Raw genomic sequence first — 14,651 nt, 5'->3', positions numbered from 1 at the left:
AAGGGCCGCAACGTCGTCCTGGAGAAGAAGTGGGGCGCCCCCACGATCACCAACGATGGCGTGTCCATCGCCAAGGAGATCGAGCTGGAGGACCCGTACGAGAAGATCGGCGCTGAGCTGGTCAAGGAAGTCGCCAAGAAGACCGACGACGTCGCGGGCGACGGCACCACCACCGCCACTGTGCTCGCCCAGGCGCTCGTTCGCGAGGGCCTGCGCAACGTCGCAGCGGGTGCCAACCCGCTCGGCCTGAAGCGCGGCATCGAGAAGGCCGTCGAGAAGATCACCGAGACGCTGCTCAAGTCGGCCAAGGAGGTCGAGACCAAGGAGCAGATCGCTGCCACCGCGGCCATCTCCGCCGGTGACACCCAGATCGGTGAGCTGATCGCCGAGGCCATGGACAAGGTCGGCAACGAGGGTGTCATCACCGTCGAGGAGAGCAATACCTTCGGCCTGCAGCTCGAGCTGACCGAGGGCATGCGCTTCGACAAGGGCTACATCTCGGGTTACTTCGTCACCGACGCCGAGCGTCAGGAAGCGGTCCTCGAGGATCCGTACATCCTGCTCGTCTCGTCGAAGATCTCGACGGTCAAGGATCTGCTTCCGCTGCTGGAGAAGGTCATCCAGTCCGGCAAGCCGCTGCTGATCATCGCCGAGGACGTCGAGGGCGAGGCACTGTCCACCCTGGTCGTCAACAAGATCCGCGGCACCTTCAAGTCCGTCGCCGTCAAGGCCCCGGGCTTCGGTGACCGCCGCAAGGCGATGCTGCAGGACATGGCCATCCTCACCGGTGGTCAGGTCGTCAGCGAAGAGGTCGGCCTGTCCCTGGAGACCGCGGACGTCTCCCTGCTGGGTAGCGCCCGCAAGGTCGTCATCACCAAGGATGAGACCACCATCGTCGAGGGTTCCGGTGACAGCGAGGCCATCGCAGGCCGCGTTGCCCAGATCCGCGCCGAGATCGAGAACAGCGACTCCGACTACGACCGCGAGAAGCTGCAGGAGCGCCTGGCCAAGCTGGCCGGCGGTGTTGCGGTGATCAAGGCCGGTGCTGCCACCGAGGTGGAGCTCAAGGAGCGCAAGCACCGCATCGAGGATGCTGTCCGCAACGCCAAGGCAGCCGTCGAGGAGGGCATCGTCGCCGGTGGCGGTGTGGCCCTGCTGCAGTCGGCTCCCGCGCTGGAGGAGCTGAACCTCACCGGTGACGAGGCCACCGGCGCGAACATCGTTCGCGTGGCGCTCGAGGCACCGCTGAAGCAGATCGCCTTCAACGGTGGGCTGGAGCCCGGCGTGGTGGCCGAGAAGGTCCGCAACTCTGCCGCCGGAACCGGCCTGAACGCCGCGACCGGTGAGTACGAGGACCTGCTGAAGGCAGGCGTGGCCGACCCGGTCAAGGTGACGCGTTCGGCGCTGCAGAACGCGGCGTCCATCGCGGCGCTGTTCCTGACCACCGAGGCCGTCGTCGCCGACAAGCCGGAGAAGGCGGCCGCTGGTCCGGCCGACCCGACCGGTGGCATGGGCGGTATGGACTTCTAAGTCCTTAGCTCTACGGGAAAGCCCGGTCTGCTTGCAGGCCGGGCTTTTTCGTGTCTACGAGGTGGCGAGTGTCGGGTTGTGTCACGCCTTTTCGCGCGCAGCGTGACACAAGCCAACACTCGACGACGCCACTCAGCTTTCGAGCGGCACGCAGTCGTGGAGGCAGCCGCGTTTCGTCGCGGTACCCGGCGCGGCGGGGCGGTGCAGAACCGCCCGGCTGGGCACAACCTTCAGTCCGTCATCCGTGGGTTGGCCTTGGCCGTCGACGATCAGTGTGTAGCCGCCCGGTTCGCGCGGCGGCCAGACCAACGTCACGCCGTCGTGCTGGGTGACGTTCTTGCGCGTGCTGTTGCCGATGGCACCGACATCGAGCACGCCGTCGGCGATCACCGGCTCGACCGCCACGGTGTGCGCGCGGTAGTCGTCGCCAACCGTGATCAGATAGGCGACCGTAAAGTCGGCCAGCGCACCGGCCAACTGGTCGAGGTCGACCTTGACGCTCATGCCGTGAGGATACGGCGGGTTGACCACCTGGTGTCAGACTTGGTTCTTACACTGCGCATCATGAGGCGTTGGCCTTATGCCGCAGCAGCAGTCGCCGCAGTGGTCGCGTGTCTGGCAGAGCCCGAAGCCGCCGCCCAGTCCATGCCGACGCCGGCGCACATCGTGATCGTTGTCGAGGAGAATCACTCCAGCATCAACGTGATCGGTAGCAAGTCCGCGCCGTTCATGAACCAGCTGGGTGCCAACGGCGCGCTGATGACACGGTCGTACGCCGAGACCCATCCGAGTGAGCCGAATTACCTCGCGCTGTTTTCCGGCAGCACGTTGGGACTTACGTCCGACGCCTGCCCGGTAAACGCCGGGGCCGCACCGAATATCGCGTCCGAACTGCTGGCCGCGGGGTACACCTTCGCCGGCTTCTCCGAAGACCTGCCCGAAGTCGGGTCCCCCGCATGTGCGGCGGGCAAGTACGCACGCAAGCACGTACCGTGGGCGAACTTCACCAACGTGCCCGCGACGACGTCATTGCCGTTCTCGATGTTCAACTCCCGTTCCGACTACGCGAGCCTGCCGACGGTGTCGTTCGTCATCCCCAACCTCGACAACGACATGCACGACGGCACCATCGAGCAGGCAGACAGCTGGTTGGCGGCCAACCTCGCGCAGTACGCCAACTGGGCGGTGGCCAACAACAGCCTCCTGATCGTGACGTGGGACGAGGACGACAATGGCCCCAACAACCGGATACCGACGATGATCTACGGCGCGCACGTCCGGCCGGGCGCCTACAGCGAGGTCATCAGCCACTACAACGTGCTGTCCACCATCGAGCAGATATACGGACTACCGAAGACGGGGTTGGCGGCGAACGCGCCTGCCATTACGTCGATTTGGGTTTAGGCCGCAGGAGCCGGCTGTCGCCCGCGGACCAGCTTGCCCGGCCGCGCCGCGGTCGGCGTGCCGTTTTCCGCGATGATCTCGCCCGAGACGATCGTCGCCCGGTAGCCGTCCGCGGTCTGGTCGAGACGTCGGCCGCCGGCCGGCAAGTCGTAGGTGAGGATCGGCTTGTGCAGCCGCAGCGCCGCATGGTCGATGACGTTCAGATCGGCCTTGTAGCCCGCGGCAATTCGGCCTCGATCGGCCAGGCTCGCGACCTTTGCAGGCACCGACGTCATCATGCGAACCGCCTCGGGTACGCTGACGCGACTCTTGTCGCGGTCGCGAGCCCAGTGCGCCAGCATGAACGTCGGATAGCTTGCATCGCAGATCATTCCGTAGTGTGCGCCGCCGTCGCCCAGGCCGAGAACGACGTCATCGCGACGGATCAGCTCGCCGACGGTGTCGAGCGAGTTGTTCTCGAAGTTGGCCATCGCCACCAGCAGCATGGCGTGGCCGTCGTCGTCGAGCAGACGGTCGTAGGCCTCCTCCATCGGGCTGACGCCACGGGCCGCCGCGCGCGCGGCGATCGACGTCGACGGTTCCGGCTCGTAGATCGGATCCTCGTTCAGCGGGAAGATCCAGTCCCACGCCTGGGCGAGATACAGCAGCGGATGTCCGTCGCCGGCAGACTTGTCGCTCAGGATCCGGGCGCGCACCTCGGGCTTGCGCATCTCGGCGACCCGCTCGGCCAGAGGCAGATCGGCGATCTCCCGATAGCTCGGATAGAACACGAATGGATTGCCGGTCAGCTCCAACCCGATGACCAAGCCGATCGGGCGCGGGAACATCTGGGCGGTGATCGCGGTGTCCGGATTGCCGACGGAGTTGTACTTCTCGATCAGCGTGATCGCGTCGGGCCAGATCGGATCACCGGAGTTACCCGTCGCGAGCGTGAACGTCACCGGCAGCCCCGCGTCTTGGGCCGCCTCGAAAACCTGTTGCAGCACATTCGCGTAACCGCCCGCCGCGATATCGGGCACGAACTGGATCAACCCGCCGCCGCCATCGCGCACTCCGTCGGCGATCGCGGCGATCTCGGCCTCTGCGGCGTCATACGTGGGGATCAGCTCGCCGCTCGCGGTCTTGTGGAACGAGAAGCGCGACGACGCGAAACCGAGAGCGCCCACCTCGATGGCTTCCTTCGCCAGCGCGCGCATCCGCTCGAGATCCTCGGGCGTCGCGGGCTCGCGGTCAGCGCCACGCTGTCCCATCACGTACACGCGCAGCGGCGAATGCGGCAGGTAGGCAGCAACATCGATATCCCGGTGTCGCGCCTCCAACGCGTCGAGGTATTCGGGGAACGTCTCCCAGTCCCATGGCAGGCCGTCGACCATCACCACACCGGGAATGTCCTCCACACCGGCCATGACATCGACCAGCACGTCGTGGTCTTCGGAACGGCATGGTGCGAAGCCGACGCCGCAGTTACCCATCACGGCGGTCGTCACACCATGCGCCGACGACGGCGTCATCCGGTCCGACCAGATCGCCTGCCCGTCGTAGTGGGTGTGCAGGTCGATGAAGCCGGGTGTGACCAGCAGTCCCGTCGCATCGATTTCCCGAGCGCCTGAGCCGTCAACCCTTCCGACCGCGGCGATCACCCCGTCTGATACCGCGACGTCGCCGACGTAGGGTTCGCCGCCGAGGCCGTCAACGATGGTGCCGTTGCGGATGATCAACTCGTACGTCATCAGCTGAATGTACGACTGTGTCACCGCCACATGCCAGGATGAGCCCCGTGATCGACCACTTCGGAATCAACTGCGCAGACTGGGACAAGTCGAAGGCGTTCTACGACAAGGTGCTCGGCGTGCTGGGCTACACCCGGCAGATGGACTACCAGGTCGCCATCGGATACGGCAGGGACGGCAAGCCCGCCTTCTGGATCGCGGACATGAAAATCGGCGATGCGGCTGGGCCGAATCGAGAGATCCATGTCGCTTTTGAGGCCAACGACACCGACGAAGTCCAGGCGTTCTACGACGCCGCGCTCGAGCTGGGCGCCGAGTCGCTGCATGCCCCTCGGCTCTGGCCTGAATATCACCCTGGCTACTTCGGCGCGTTTGTCCGCGACCCGGACGGCAACAACGTCGAGGCGGTTTTTCACCGCGCAATCCCGCAGGGTTGATGGCCGCGAGCTAACATCGTGGCGGCCCAACGAGGAGACGAGGCGCAACGTGAGCAACTCGTCGGTGGTCGGGCACGCCGAGCCCGACGCGAACCTGCTCGTCCGGCGCTACCTGGGCGCGTTCACCGGAATCTCATCGATCCTCGTTGCGTCTAAAACCAGGCTGGCTTCTCTGCGATCCGCCGCCTGGCTCGCCGATTGGTCCACGACCGACTGCACCTCGACATTCGAATCTGGCCGCTGCTCGACGGACGAGCTGGTGTTCGAGTCCTCGGGTACGACCGGCGAGCCGAAGTTGATCCGGTATCGCAAGCAGACGCTGCGTGAGTGCGCGACGGCGATCGCCAAGTCCTTGCCGCTGACGGCGCAACGCGAAGCGTATGTATCCGTGGTGAATCCGCGTCTGGCGTACGGCCTGTCGATCATGCACAGTCATCTGGCGGCCGGTGTGCCGGTGGCAATGAAGCAGACACCGATATCGCTGGACTCGTGGCAACAGTTCCGGAATGAATTGCGGGCCAACTCGTCTGTGTATCTGCTTCCGCATCAGTCATACATGCTCGCGCACAGGAGCTTCCGGCTCGATGATCCGATCGAGCTGATCTTCGCCGGTGGCAGGCTCACCCAGACCATGGCCGACCATCTGTGCACGTCGTTTCCGAACGCCACGATCGTCAACATGTACGGTCAAGCAGAGATGGGACCGCGTATCGCGATCGGCAGGTCCGCGATCTCTGAGTTCCGCGAAGGCGACGTGGGCGTGCCGTTGACAGGCGTGAAAATCCGTATCGCTCAAGACAACTCGATTGAGGTGAACTCGCCGTACCAGATGGCGTCGTACGCCGGGGTCGACGGGAGCGCCCAGCCCACGCCGACATGGTGGCCGACCGGCGACATCGGGCATCTATCGCCGACCGGCGATCTTTACGTGGATGGCCGTGTCGCTGCCGATATCAACTTTCTCGGCACCCGCGTGATTCTCGCGGATCTGCGTGACGCTGTTCGCAGTGTGGATGGCGTCCTGGATGTCGGCGTGTCGGCACCGGATCACAAGGTTTACGGGCAACAGCCGTTCTTCCGGGTGCTCACCGAATCCGATTCCGCCGACTTGGAAACCAGGGTGCGAAAGACGTTGGCCGTCTCGATCGGAACGAGAGCAGCGGCGGTGCTCATCCGCATCGTCGATCAAGCGCATCTTCCCGAGTCCGGAAAAATCTGAAGGTGCGGGCCATGGCGGCTACTTGGGAGGTCTTGCGGCGGCGCCTGTTGGAGCGTGTCTTCTACAACTTCGCCGAAGAAGACGTCGTCGCGTCAACCGATCTGATGGGCGACGGCTATCTCGATTCCCTGTCGGTGCTTGTCATCCTCGCCTCGCTGGACGAGGAACTCGGCGATGAGCTCGCCGTGGAATACGCCAGAATCCCGGACACGGCCAGCCTGGAGGCGATCGGCGGGCTATACCACCGCCTGCTGACTCACAGGCCGAGCACCTCGATGTAGCTGTCGCGCAATGGCTCCCAGCCGTGCTCGATGGCGTCGACGGAATCGAATGGGTGGTCCGAGATGATGGGCGACTACTGGCGCAGCCGGTCGGGATCGGTGGCCGATGTAGGTTCAAGGGATGGCTGACTCTGATCTGGCAGCGGTCCGCGAGCTGCTGCGGGACTCGTTCACCCGGCTCATCGAGCATGTCGAGGAGTTGACCGACGGATTGACCGACGAGGTCGCAATCTTCCGGCCGACCGGCACCGCCAACAGCATCGCCTGGCTGATCTGGCACAGCGCGCGTGTACAGGATGCGCAGCTCTGCGAGATCGCCGACACCGAGCAGGTCTGGACTCGCGGCGGCTGGGTCGACCGGTTCGGCCTTGACCTACCGCGCGACGACACCGGCTACGGCCACGACACCGACGACGTCGGCAAGGTGCGCGCGCACGCGGACCTGTTGGCCGGCTACTACCACGCGGTGCACAAGGTGACCCTGGAGTACATCGCCTCGGTGACGGCCGACGAGCTGGGCCGCGTCGTCGACAAGCGCTGGAATCCGCCGGTGACCGCGAGCGTGCGGCTGGTCAGCATCATCGACGACTGCGCACAGCACCTCGGTCAAGCCGCCTACGTTCGGGGCATCGCAAGCTGAACGGCCAGAAGGCGATTCGGTGGTGGCCGCCAGTCGCCGTCATCGCGATGCTGCTGCTGGGTTGGGCTGTCGGCAAGGGCTCCACGGCGGTTGACGACTGGTTCCAGCACTACCGCCACAGCCCGGCGCATTGGCTGTTGTTCTTCACCGACCCGCGGGTGCTCCTGGTCGTGCTCGCTGGCTGTGTCGGCGTTGCGCTCTACCGGGGACGCTGGCAGCTGGCGGCGGTGGCCGTCGTGTCTCCGTTCGTCGCGGTCGCGCTTGTCGAGCTGTTGAAGCGATTGTTCGACCGTGAGAACGGCGGCGCGCTGGCGTACCCGAGCGGCCACACGACGGTGACGGTGGTCGTGCTCGGCATTGCGGTCCTGGTGGCCGGCGCCGCGCTGTGGGCGGTGCTCGTCGCGGTTGCCTTCTGCGTGTTGGGCATGCTCGGGCAGGGCGTCACCTATCACTACTTCACCGACACGATCGGCGCGGTGCTGCTCGGGACGGCCATCGTCTTCGTCGCGGCGCGCTTCGTCGAACCGACTTGACACGTGTCAATCCCGGTGCGATCTACGTCACAGCTGTTGGTTACCATGAGGTCATGACGGCGACTCCGGAAGTTGATGTGCCCGACACCAGCACCATCCGCAATCCTGCGACCGGCGCGGTGGCCGGCACGGTGCGCTGGACCGACCCCGCCGACGTGCCGCGCATCGCGGCTGGGCTGGCCGACGCGCAGAGGCAGTGGGAGGCCCGTGGCGCCAAGGGCCGCGCCAAGGTACTGGCGCGTTACGCGGTGTGGATGGGTGAGCACCGCGACGAGATCGAGTCGCTGCTGATCAAGGAGACCGGTAAGTCGGCTACCGACGCCGCCCAAGAGGTGCCGCTGCTGATCATGATCGCGTCGTACTACATCAAGACGATGGAGAAGGCGCTGGCACCCGAACCGCGTCCGGCGTCGCTGCCGTTCCTGGCGATCAAGAAGGTCGAGGTGCACTACCGGCCGCGTTCGGTCGTCGGCATCATTGCGCCGTGGAACTACCCGGTCGCCAATGCGCTGATGGACGCGATCGGCGCGCTGGCCGCGGGCTGCGCGGTGCTGCTCAAGCCGTCCGAGCGCACACCGTTGACCGCCGAGCTGCTGCTGCGCGGGTGGCTGGACTCCGGTGCGCCCGAGGTGCTGGCGCTGGCTCAGGGAGCTCGCGAGGTGGCCGAGGCCGTCATCGACAACTCCGACTACATCCAGTTCACGGGATCCAGCGCCACCGGCGCCAAGGTGATGGAGCGCGCGGCCCGTCGGCTCACCCCGGTCAGCCTCGAGCTCGGCGGCAAGGACCCGATGATCGTGCTCGACGACGCCGACATCGACCTGGCCGCGCACGCCGCGGTGTGGGGCGCTTTCTTCAATGCGGGTCAGACTTGCGTCTCGGTGGAGCGGGTGTATGTGCTCGAACCCGTCTACGACCGATTCGTCCAGGCGGTCGTGCGCGACGTCAACAACCTGAAGATGGGCGCCGGTGACGGGTACGACTTCGGCTCGCTGATCGACGACCGCCAGGTTGCGGTGACCGAACGACACGTCGGCGACGCAAAGGCCAAGGGCGCGAAGGCGTTGACGGGCGGCCGGCGTCCGCAAGGTCCCGGTAGCTTCTATCCGCCGACCGTGCTGGTCGACGTCGACCATTCGATGGCGTGTATGACCGAGGAGACGTTCGGGCCCACGCTGCCAATCATGAAGGTGTCGACGGTCGATGAGGCGATCCGGCTGGCCAACGACAGCCCATACGGCCTCAGCGCAGCGGTGTTCTCCAAGGATGTGGAGCGCGCCAAAGCCGTTGCGGTGCAACTCGATTGCGGCGCAGTCAATGTCAACGACGTGATCTCGAACCTGATGTGTACGACGGCGCCGATGGGCGGCTGGAAGACGTCGGGTCTGGGCGCGCGGTTCGGCGGGGCCGACGGATTGCGGAAGTACTGCCGTCAGGAGGCGGTGGTGGCGCCGCGCACCAACGTCGGCGCCGGTGGCGCCTACTACAACAATTCGCTCAAGTCCCTGCGGCGGATGAACAAACTGATGACTCGCTTGGCGCTGGCCACGCCGCGCCGCGCCGCGAAGTAAAACACCTGCTGTTCATTCGCGCGTCACCTGCGTGTCCGCGGGCATCGATATTTTTTGCTGGTGACTCTGGATTCACACGGCTATCTCGTCCACGACGACGACGATGACGACCCCGTCCTGCTGGACGCCAACGGTATACCGGTCGACACCTGGCGGGAGAACTACCCGTACGACGAGCGCATGAAGCGCGAGGAGTACGAGGAGCAGAAACGGTTGCTGCAGATCGAGTTGTTGAAGCTGCAGAAGTGGAGCCAGGCCAATGGCCACCGGCACGTCATCGTGTTCGAAGGCCGCGACGCGGCGGGCAAGGGCGGCACGATCAAACGGTTCATGGAGCACCTCAACCCGCGGGGCGCTCGCGTCGTCGCGCTGGAGAAGCCGACCGATCGCGAGCGGACGCAGTGGTATTTCCAGCGCTACGTGCACCACCTGCCCGCCCACGGTGAGATGGTGATGTTCGACCGGTCCTGGTACAACCGCGCCGGCGTCGAACGGGTGATGGGTTTCTGCTCACCAAAGCAACACGCTGAATTCATCCGCCAGGTACCGCTTTTCGAGCAGATGCTGGTCAACGACGGCATCAGCCTGACCAAGCTGTGGTTTTCGGTGTCGCCGTCCGAGCAGCGCACCCGCTTCACCATTCGCCATGTCGATCCGGTCCGGCAGTGGAAACTGTCGCCGACCGACCTGGCGTCGCTGGACAAATGGGATGCCTACACCGCGGCCAAGGAAGACATGTTCGCATGGACGGACACCGAGATCGCGCCGTGGATGGTCGTCAAGAGCAACGACAAGAAGCGGGCGCGCGTGAACGCGATGCGGTACGTGTTGAGTAGGTTCGACTACGACAACAAGGACCATGAGGTGGTCGGCAGGCCGGATCCCCTCATCGTGGGGCGCGTGCTGAACGACTAGGGCGCCGCGTCCTATTGCGAAGGAGGACGTGTGCGGTTCGTGGCGACCGTGTTCCTGTGGCTCGTCACGACGGTCGCATTGGCAGTGGCGGTGCCCTCCATGTGGGCGCAGAAGACCATCGTCGACGAGAACGGGTATTCGGCGTTCGCTTCCTCGGCCGCCAAGGAGCGGGATGTGCAGCAGGCGATGGCCGACGTGCTCGGTACGCAGCTGAAGAAGCTGGTCGAAGGCACCGGGTATGACGTCAATACCGACGTCCTGCGCGGGGCGGCGGGCACGTACACCGCCAGCACTGCCTTCCCGGGTCAGTTCGCGCTGGCGAACAGCCTGGTGCACCGTTGGATGTTCACCGACTCCGTACGGCAGGCTGACGCGTCCGGGCGGTGGGAGATCGATCTGTCGCCGATGCTGAGTGATTCCTCCTTTCGGCAGACGCTGCGGGATTTCGGCATCGAAGCGCCGTCGACGTTGGAGGTGCCGCTGACTGAGAACGTGTCTAACAGCGTGCGGCCCGGACAGTTGCGCCAGTTGTCGACGTGGGGCCCGTGGGTCAGTGTCGGGGCGACCATCATGACGGGCGTGTTCGCGCTGCTGACATTGGCGGTCGCGCGGGCGCGCGGGAAAGCGCTTGCGGCATTGGGTGTTTCGGCGCTAGTGGTCGGTGCGGCCGGCTGGGCCGGATTGGAAGTGGCGCGGCGCTACATCAATGAAGCGCTCAATCGCACGACGGGCGACATCCGTCAGGTCGCAGACGCGATGGTCAACCACGCCGAAGGCAGCCTGCATCAGTGGCTGAACCTCACGCTGGCCGCCGGTGGTGCGCTGGTGGTGTTTGGCGTCGTCGTGTCCATGCTGGGCGGATTGCGGCGACGCGAGTAGTACCGTCTTGCCATGCCATTCGTCACGGACATTGTGGGGCCGCAGTGGCCCGTCCGGACATGGCCACCGCTCGTCCCGGGTGCTGCCATGGCAGCACGGATGCCTACGATGTCGAGGGGCGGGAACTGTCGCGCGACGAGCGCGACGCCGCGTACCTCCAAATCGTCAAAGCCGCATCGGGATTCGGTGGATATCAGGAAAAGACGGACCGCGTCATCCCCGTCTTCGAACTGTCACGGCTCGATGACGTGTGACGGGTCGGGCCGCTTGTCTTGTGGGGCCTGGCTGTAGTCGCCCCACGGGCCGTCGCGGCGCTCGATCGCCGCACGCACACCCTCGTTGGTGGCGGTATCGATGAATCGCAGTGCGTCGGGTGTATTCCGCATCAACCCGTCGAGGATGCCGCCGAGCGTCTGAGTGGAGGCCAGGCCCATGTTCTCGTAGGCCTGGTTGACGATGAGCTTCTGCGCCTGAAGTTGGGAAAGCGGGATGGATCCGAGCTTGTCGGCGATCTCTTTGACGCGGGCCTCGAGCTTTTCGAATGGCACGGATTCATTGATGAGTTCGACTGCGGCAGCTTCCCTTCCGGTCAGCGGCTCGCCGGTCAGCGAGTGCCACTTGACTTTCGCGAGACTCAGCCGGTAGAGCCACATACCGGTGAGGTATGCGCCCCACATGCGGGCGTACGGCGTGCCGATGACGGCGTCGTCGCTGGCGATGACGATGTCGGCGCACAGCGCGTAGTCGCTGGCCCCGCCGACGCACCAGCCGTGCACCTGGGCGATGACGGGTTTGGACGCACGCCAGATCGACATGAACTTCTGGGTCGGGCCGGTTTCGCGGGCGCTGACCATCGCGAAGTCCTTGCCGGGATCCCAGCGGCCGTCGGTGTTCATCGCGTCGCCCCAGTGCTTGAAGCCGCCGCCGAAGTCGTAGCCCCCGGAGAACGCGCGCCCCGCGCCACGCAACACAATCACCTTGACCGCGGGATCGCGTTCGGCAACGCCGATGGCACTTTCAATTTCGTCGGGCATCGGCGGGACGATGGTGTTCAGATGCTCGGGCCGGTTCAGCGTGATGGTGGCGATCGGCGGCTCTGCCTTGTAGAGCAGCGTCTCGAATTGTGGCGTCGTCGGCATAGCAGCAGTCGAGTCACTCTCGCCTGATAAGTCAAGGGCGCTGCTCGCCCGGCGGCTGGGTCGCGCTGCGCCAGCCCAGCGGGCTCAGTTCGCGGTAGGGATCCCCGTCCCGAATGGCCAGCAGGTCGGTCAGGGTCTGCTCGAGTGATTCCTGGGTCTTCTGCTTGATCGTGGCCACCCACTTCTCGTCGGAAACCCGTGGAGGTTTCGTGGTTTCGATCGGGGCAGCGAAACACAGATACATCCGCTGCGGTCGGGGAATCAGAGTGGGACCGATTCCGTGCATCAGCGGCAGGGCCATGTCCGAGCGACCCGACAGTTTCTTGGTGAGGGTCTGGCTGAACCGCCCCCACCGACCCTCGCGAGTGGTCAGGCTTTGGTAGACGTCATCGCCACCAACGAGTCCGACGGGCACGATCGGGTAGTCATGCTCCACCGACACGCGTGCGAATCCGGCGCGGCCTTGCCAGCGCAAGGTGTTCTCCTCGCCTTTGTACTTGGCGATCTCGCGACCGCCGCCGGGGAACACCAGGATGGCTTCGTTGTGGCGCATCAGCTCGCTGGCGGTCTCGGGCGCCCCGACGACAGCGCCACATGCGGCGATCAAGTCGCCGGCTGGCCCGGGCATGCGGCTCATAGAACGGTCGGCCAGAGGGCGTACGCGCTTGCCGGTCGTGCGGCGTGCGAAGTACGGCATCAGGAGGACCTCGGCACCGGACTGAGTGTGGTTGCCCACCAAGAGAAATCGCCCATCGCGGGGCAGGTTCTGCAGCCCGTCGACATACGGCCGGTAGAGGTCGACTAGCGGTCCGACTCGGTCGGCGACTGTCTCGACGACACGGCGCAACGCCTGGACCCGCCCCGGCTGATTCATGATCGCGTCGATGTTCACGTCGGCGCTCATGGCCGGGAGAACACCAAGGTCGTGGGTGTCGGGCCGAACCGGAGCGGCGATGGCAGGAACTCGATGCTCATCCTCGGGTCGGCCGCCTTGCCGAGCGCGAGGAATGCCGAGCGGCTGTATGCCCGTAGCGCGCTGATGAATCCGTCGTGCATCAGTGGCCTCAACCGCGGCACCACTGCCAGTGGCGCCACCGCCAATGGGGCCAGGATCAGCAGCAGTGGAGATGGACGTTTTAGGTCGATGACCAAGAACTGCTTGCCGACGCGTGTGGCTTCGGCGATGGCGCGGAAGGCGATGGCCGGCGGCAGGTGATGAAACGCCTGCGCGAACACGACTAGGTCGTAGCTGTCGTCGGCGGCGTCTATCGCGGTGGCATCGACCACCTGGGTACGCACTCGCGGATTGGCGCCCAGCTCGCCTGCGGCGATGTTGGCCACCGACGTCGGGTCCAGGTCACTGATCGTCACCGTCGCCGTGGGATGCAGCTCCAGGATCTTGGCCGACAGCCTTCCGTGCCCGGCGCCCAGTTCGAGGATGCGCGGGTTGGCGATGTCGGTGACCAATCCGAGTGCGGTGCGGGCGTTCTTCTCGTGCTGGCCGGTGCGGGTGCCCATCCGATCGAGAGCGGAGATCACCGTCTGCTTCACGTCATCGGGGATGTCGTAGCGGTCGGTGTACTCCAGCACATCGGTCTGCAACCGCCGATCCAGCCGGGAGGCGTTCGGGCCGCCCCGAGGCATTCGCGCGATCGCCGTGTCGACGGCCACTTCGCTCATTCGCTCGCTCCTCACACGTCGTAGTCGGGACTGATGCCCACCAACGTACCGAACGAACTAGTTCGTCTGGTTATGATTTTCCTGTGAGAAACACGACCGAGCTGCGCGGCGAAATCCTGGAGGCGGCCCGGGCTGAGTTCGCCCAGTACGGGCTGGCCGGGGCTCGGATCGACCGAATCGCCAAGACTGCCCAGGCCAGCAAGGAGCGCCTCTACGCGCACTTCGGTGACAAGGAAACCCTCTTTCGCGAAGTGGTGGTCGCCGACACCGCCGACTTCGTCCGCTCGGTTCCGCTGCGCCCGGAGGCCATCCACGAATTCGTTGGTGATGTTTACGATCTGGCGTGCCGCCGGCCCGAACACCTTCGCATGATCGACTGGGCGCGGCTGGAAGGTGTCAACCTCGGCGAGCCTGTCCTCGATGGCCGGCACATCCCCACGCAGGCCTTCGCCGCCATCGAAGCCGCTCAGGCGGGCGGCCACGTCGACCCCGCATGGCAGCCGTTCGACCTCATCGTCCTGCTCTTCGCAATCGGCCTGGCCTGGGCGCACCTGCCCCACCCCGACGCAGCCACCGACGACCCCGCCGTCATCGCCCAACGCCGCGCCGCCGCCGTCGAAGCCGCCAGCCGGATCATCGCCACCCGCGCCTAGGCCGCCAAACCGGTAACCAATCGTCGTCCTTACCGTAATC

The 14,651-nt window shown here is 65.4% G+C and carries 17 protein-coding genes; 12 read left to right on the top strand and 5 right to left on the bottom strand.

Going from position 1 to position 14,651, the window contains the following annotated elements; translation table 11 throughout:
• Positions 1 to 1,530, top strand: a 1,530-nt coding sequence (gene groL / locus VJV41_RS07470) for a chaperonin GroEL (protein WP_325332659.1), incomplete at its 5' end; no start/stop codon positions are given.
• Between the two features lie 132 nt (positions 1,531 to 1,662).
• On the opposite strand, the gene VJV41_RS07465 is transcribed toward groL, so the two are convergent.
• The gene (locus VJV41_RS07465) at positions 1,663 to 2,034 is read right to left on the bottom strand and encodes a pyridoxamine 5'-phosphate oxidase family protein (protein ID WP_325332658.1); all 372 of its coding nucleotides are present in this window, start codon (positions 2,032 to 2,034) and stop codon (positions 1,663 to 1,665) included.
• Positions 2,035 to 2,094: 60 nt separating this feature from the next.
• Between VJV41_RS07465 and VJV41_RS07460 the strand changes: the two genes are divergently transcribed.
• Complete coding sequence (locus VJV41_RS07460; RefSeq protein ID WP_325332657.1) at positions 2,095 to 2,934, top strand: alkaline phosphatase family protein; 840 nt, start codon at positions 2,095 to 2,097, stop codon at positions 2,932 to 2,934.
• On the opposite strand, the gene VJV41_RS07455 is transcribed toward VJV41_RS07460, so the two are convergent.
• Complete coding sequence (locus tag VJV41_RS07455) at positions 2,931 to 4,664, bottom strand: N-acyl-D-amino-acid deacylase family protein (protein WP_325332656.1); 1,734 nt, start codon at positions 4,662 to 4,664, stop codon at positions 2,931 to 2,933. The genes VJV41_RS07460 and VJV41_RS07455 overlap by 4 nt on opposite strands.
• Positions 4,665 to 4,711: 47 nt before the next feature.
• On the opposite strand from VJV41_RS07455, the gene VJV41_RS07450 reads away from it, so the two are divergent.
• From VJV41_RS07450 to VJV41_RS07410, 9 genes are all read left to right on the top strand, one after another.
• Positions 4,712 to 5,101 (top strand): VOC family protein, encoded by a 390-nt coding sequence (locus VJV41_RS07450; RefSeq protein WP_325332655.1) that lies wholly within the window; start codon positions 4,712 to 4,714, stop codon positions 5,099 to 5,101.
• Positions 5,102 to 5,150: 49 nt separating this feature from the next.
• Positions 5,151 to 6,320, top strand: a complete 1,170-nt coding sequence (locus VJV41_RS07445) for a class I adenylate-forming enzyme family protein (RefSeq protein WP_325332654.1) — start codon at positions 5,151 to 5,153, stop codon at positions 6,318 to 6,320.
• Positions 6,321 to 6,331: 11 nt separating this feature from the next.
• Positions 6,332 to 6,601: a hypothetical protein gene (locus tag VJV41_RS07440; RefSeq protein ID WP_325332653.1), complete on the top strand. Its 270-nt coding sequence runs from the start codon at positions 6,332 to 6,334 to the stop codon at positions 6,599 to 6,601.
• A gap of 121 nt (positions 6,602 to 6,722) precedes the next feature.
• Positions 6,723 to 7,241: a mycothiol transferase gene (locus VJV41_RS07435; RefSeq protein WP_325332652.1), complete on the top strand. Its 519-nt coding sequence runs from the start codon at positions 6,723 to 6,725 to the stop codon at positions 7,239 to 7,241.
• A gap of 47 nt (positions 7,242 to 7,288) precedes the next feature.
• Positions 7,289 to 7,774, top strand: a complete 486-nt coding sequence (locus tag VJV41_RS07430) for a phosphoesterase PA-phosphatase (protein ID WP_325332651.1) — start codon at positions 7,289 to 7,291, stop codon at positions 7,772 to 7,774.
• A 53-nt stretch (positions 7,775 to 7,827) separates the two neighbouring features.
• Positions 7,828 to 9,345: an aldehyde dehydrogenase family protein gene (locus tag VJV41_RS07425; RefSeq protein WP_325332649.1), complete on the top strand. Its 1,518-nt coding sequence runs from the start codon at positions 7,828 to 7,830 to the stop codon at positions 9,343 to 9,345.
• A 60-nt stretch (positions 9,346 to 9,405) separates the two neighbouring features.
• Entirely contained in the window at positions 9,406 to 10,260 is an 855-nt protein-coding gene (gene ppk2, locus VJV41_RS07420; RefSeq protein WP_325332647.1) for a polyphosphate kinase 2, read from the top strand.
• Between the two features lie 30 nt (positions 10,261 to 10,290).
• Positions 10,291 to 11,139: a hypothetical protein gene (locus VJV41_RS07415; RefSeq protein WP_325332645.1), complete on the top strand. Its 849-nt coding sequence runs from the start codon at positions 10,291 to 10,293 to the stop codon at positions 11,137 to 11,139.
• A gap of 59 nt (positions 11,140 to 11,198) precedes the next feature.
• Positions 11,199 to 11,393, top strand: a complete 195-nt coding sequence (locus VJV41_RS07410) for a hypothetical protein (RefSeq protein WP_414684907.1) — start codon at positions 11,199 to 11,201, stop codon at positions 11,391 to 11,393.
• Here the strand turns inward: VJV41_RS07410 and VJV41_RS07405 are convergent.
• Genes VJV41_RS07405 through VJV41_RS07395 form a run of 3 tightly spaced genes read right to left on the bottom strand, consistent with a single transcriptional unit; the run spans position 11,373 to position 13,958 of the window.
• The gene (locus VJV41_RS07405) at positions 11,373 to 12,278 is read right to left on the bottom strand and encodes a crotonase/enoyl-CoA hydratase family protein (RefSeq protein ID WP_325332643.1); all 906 of its coding nucleotides are present in this window, start codon (positions 12,276 to 12,278) and stop codon (positions 11,373 to 11,375) included. The genes VJV41_RS07410 and VJV41_RS07405 overlap by 21 nt on opposite strands.
• A gap of 31 nt (positions 12,279 to 12,309) precedes the next feature.
• Positions 12,310 to 13,182 carry a lysophospholipid acyltransferase family protein gene (locus VJV41_RS07400; protein ID WP_325332641.1) on the bottom strand — a complete coding sequence of 291 codons (873 nt, stop codon included), beginning with the start codon at positions 13,180 to 13,182 and terminating at the stop codon, positions 12,310 to 12,312.
• Positions 13,179 to 13,958, bottom strand: coding sequence for a class I SAM-dependent methyltransferase (locus VJV41_RS07395; RefSeq protein WP_325332639.1), 780 nt, complete (start codon positions 13,956 to 13,958; stop codon positions 13,179 to 13,181). Before VJV41_RS07395 ends, VJV41_RS07400 begins: the two co-directional genes overlap by 4 nt.
• Before the next feature lie 83 nt (positions 13,959 to 14,041).
• On the opposite strand from VJV41_RS07395, the gene VJV41_RS07390 reads away from it, so the two are divergent.
• Complete coding sequence (locus VJV41_RS07390; protein ID WP_325332637.1) at positions 14,042 to 14,611, top strand: TetR family transcriptional regulator; 570 nt, start codon at positions 14,042 to 14,044, stop codon at positions 14,609 to 14,611.
• Positions 14,612 to 14,651: the final 40 nt, after the last annotated feature.

This window comes from Mycobacterium sp., assembly GCF_035274705.1.
Lineage (GTDB): Bacteria > Actinomycetota > Actinomycetes > Mycobacteriales > Mycobacteriaceae > Mycobacterium.
The sequence above is the reverse complement of the archived record's forward strand: the minus strand, read 5'-3'. Positions and strand labels throughout refer to the sequence as shown.

Coding starts and splice junctions, on each gene's coding strand:
- VJV41_RS07465 (WP_325332658.1), bottom strand. CDS start 2,034: ATGAGCGTCAAGGTCGACCTCGACCAGTTGGCCGGTGCGCTGGCCGAC.
- VJV41_RS07460 (WP_325332657.1), top strand. CDS start 2,095: ATGAGGCGTTGGCCTTATGCCGCAGCAGCAGTCGCCGCAGTGGTCGCG.
- VJV41_RS07455 (WP_325332656.1), bottom strand. CDS start 4,664: ATGACGTACGAGTTGATCATCCGCAACGGCACCATCGTTGACGGCCTC.
- VJV41_RS07440 (WP_325332653.1), top strand. CDS start 6,332: ATGGCGGCTACTTGGGAGGTCTTGCGGCGGCGCCTGTTGGAGCGTGTC.
- VJV41_RS07435 (WP_325332652.1), top strand. CDS start 6,723: ATGGCTGACTCTGATCTGGCAGCGGTCCGCGAGCTGCTGCGGGACTCG.
- VJV41_RS07430 (WP_325332651.1), top strand. CDS start 7,289: ATGCTGCTGCTGGGTTGGGCTGTCGGCAAGGGCTCCACGGCGGTTGAC.
- VJV41_RS07425 (WP_325332649.1), top strand. CDS start 7,828: ATGACGGCGACTCCGGAAGTTGATGTGCCCGACACCAGCACCATCCGC.
- VJV41_RS07410 (WP_414684907.1), top strand. CDS start 11,199: ATGGCCACCGCTCGTCCCGGGTGCTGCCATGGCAGCACGGATGCCTAC.
- VJV41_RS07405 (WP_325332643.1), bottom strand. CDS start 12,278: ATGCCGACGACGCCACAATTCGAGACGCTGCTCTACAAGGCAGAGCCG.
- VJV41_RS07400 (WP_325332641.1), bottom strand. CDS start 13,182: ATGAGCGCCGACGTGAACATCGACGCGATCATGAATCAGCCGGGGCGG.
- VJV41_RS07395 (WP_325332639.1), bottom strand. CDS start 13,958: ATGAGCGAAGTGGCCGTCGACACGGCGATCGCGCGAATGCCTCGGGGC.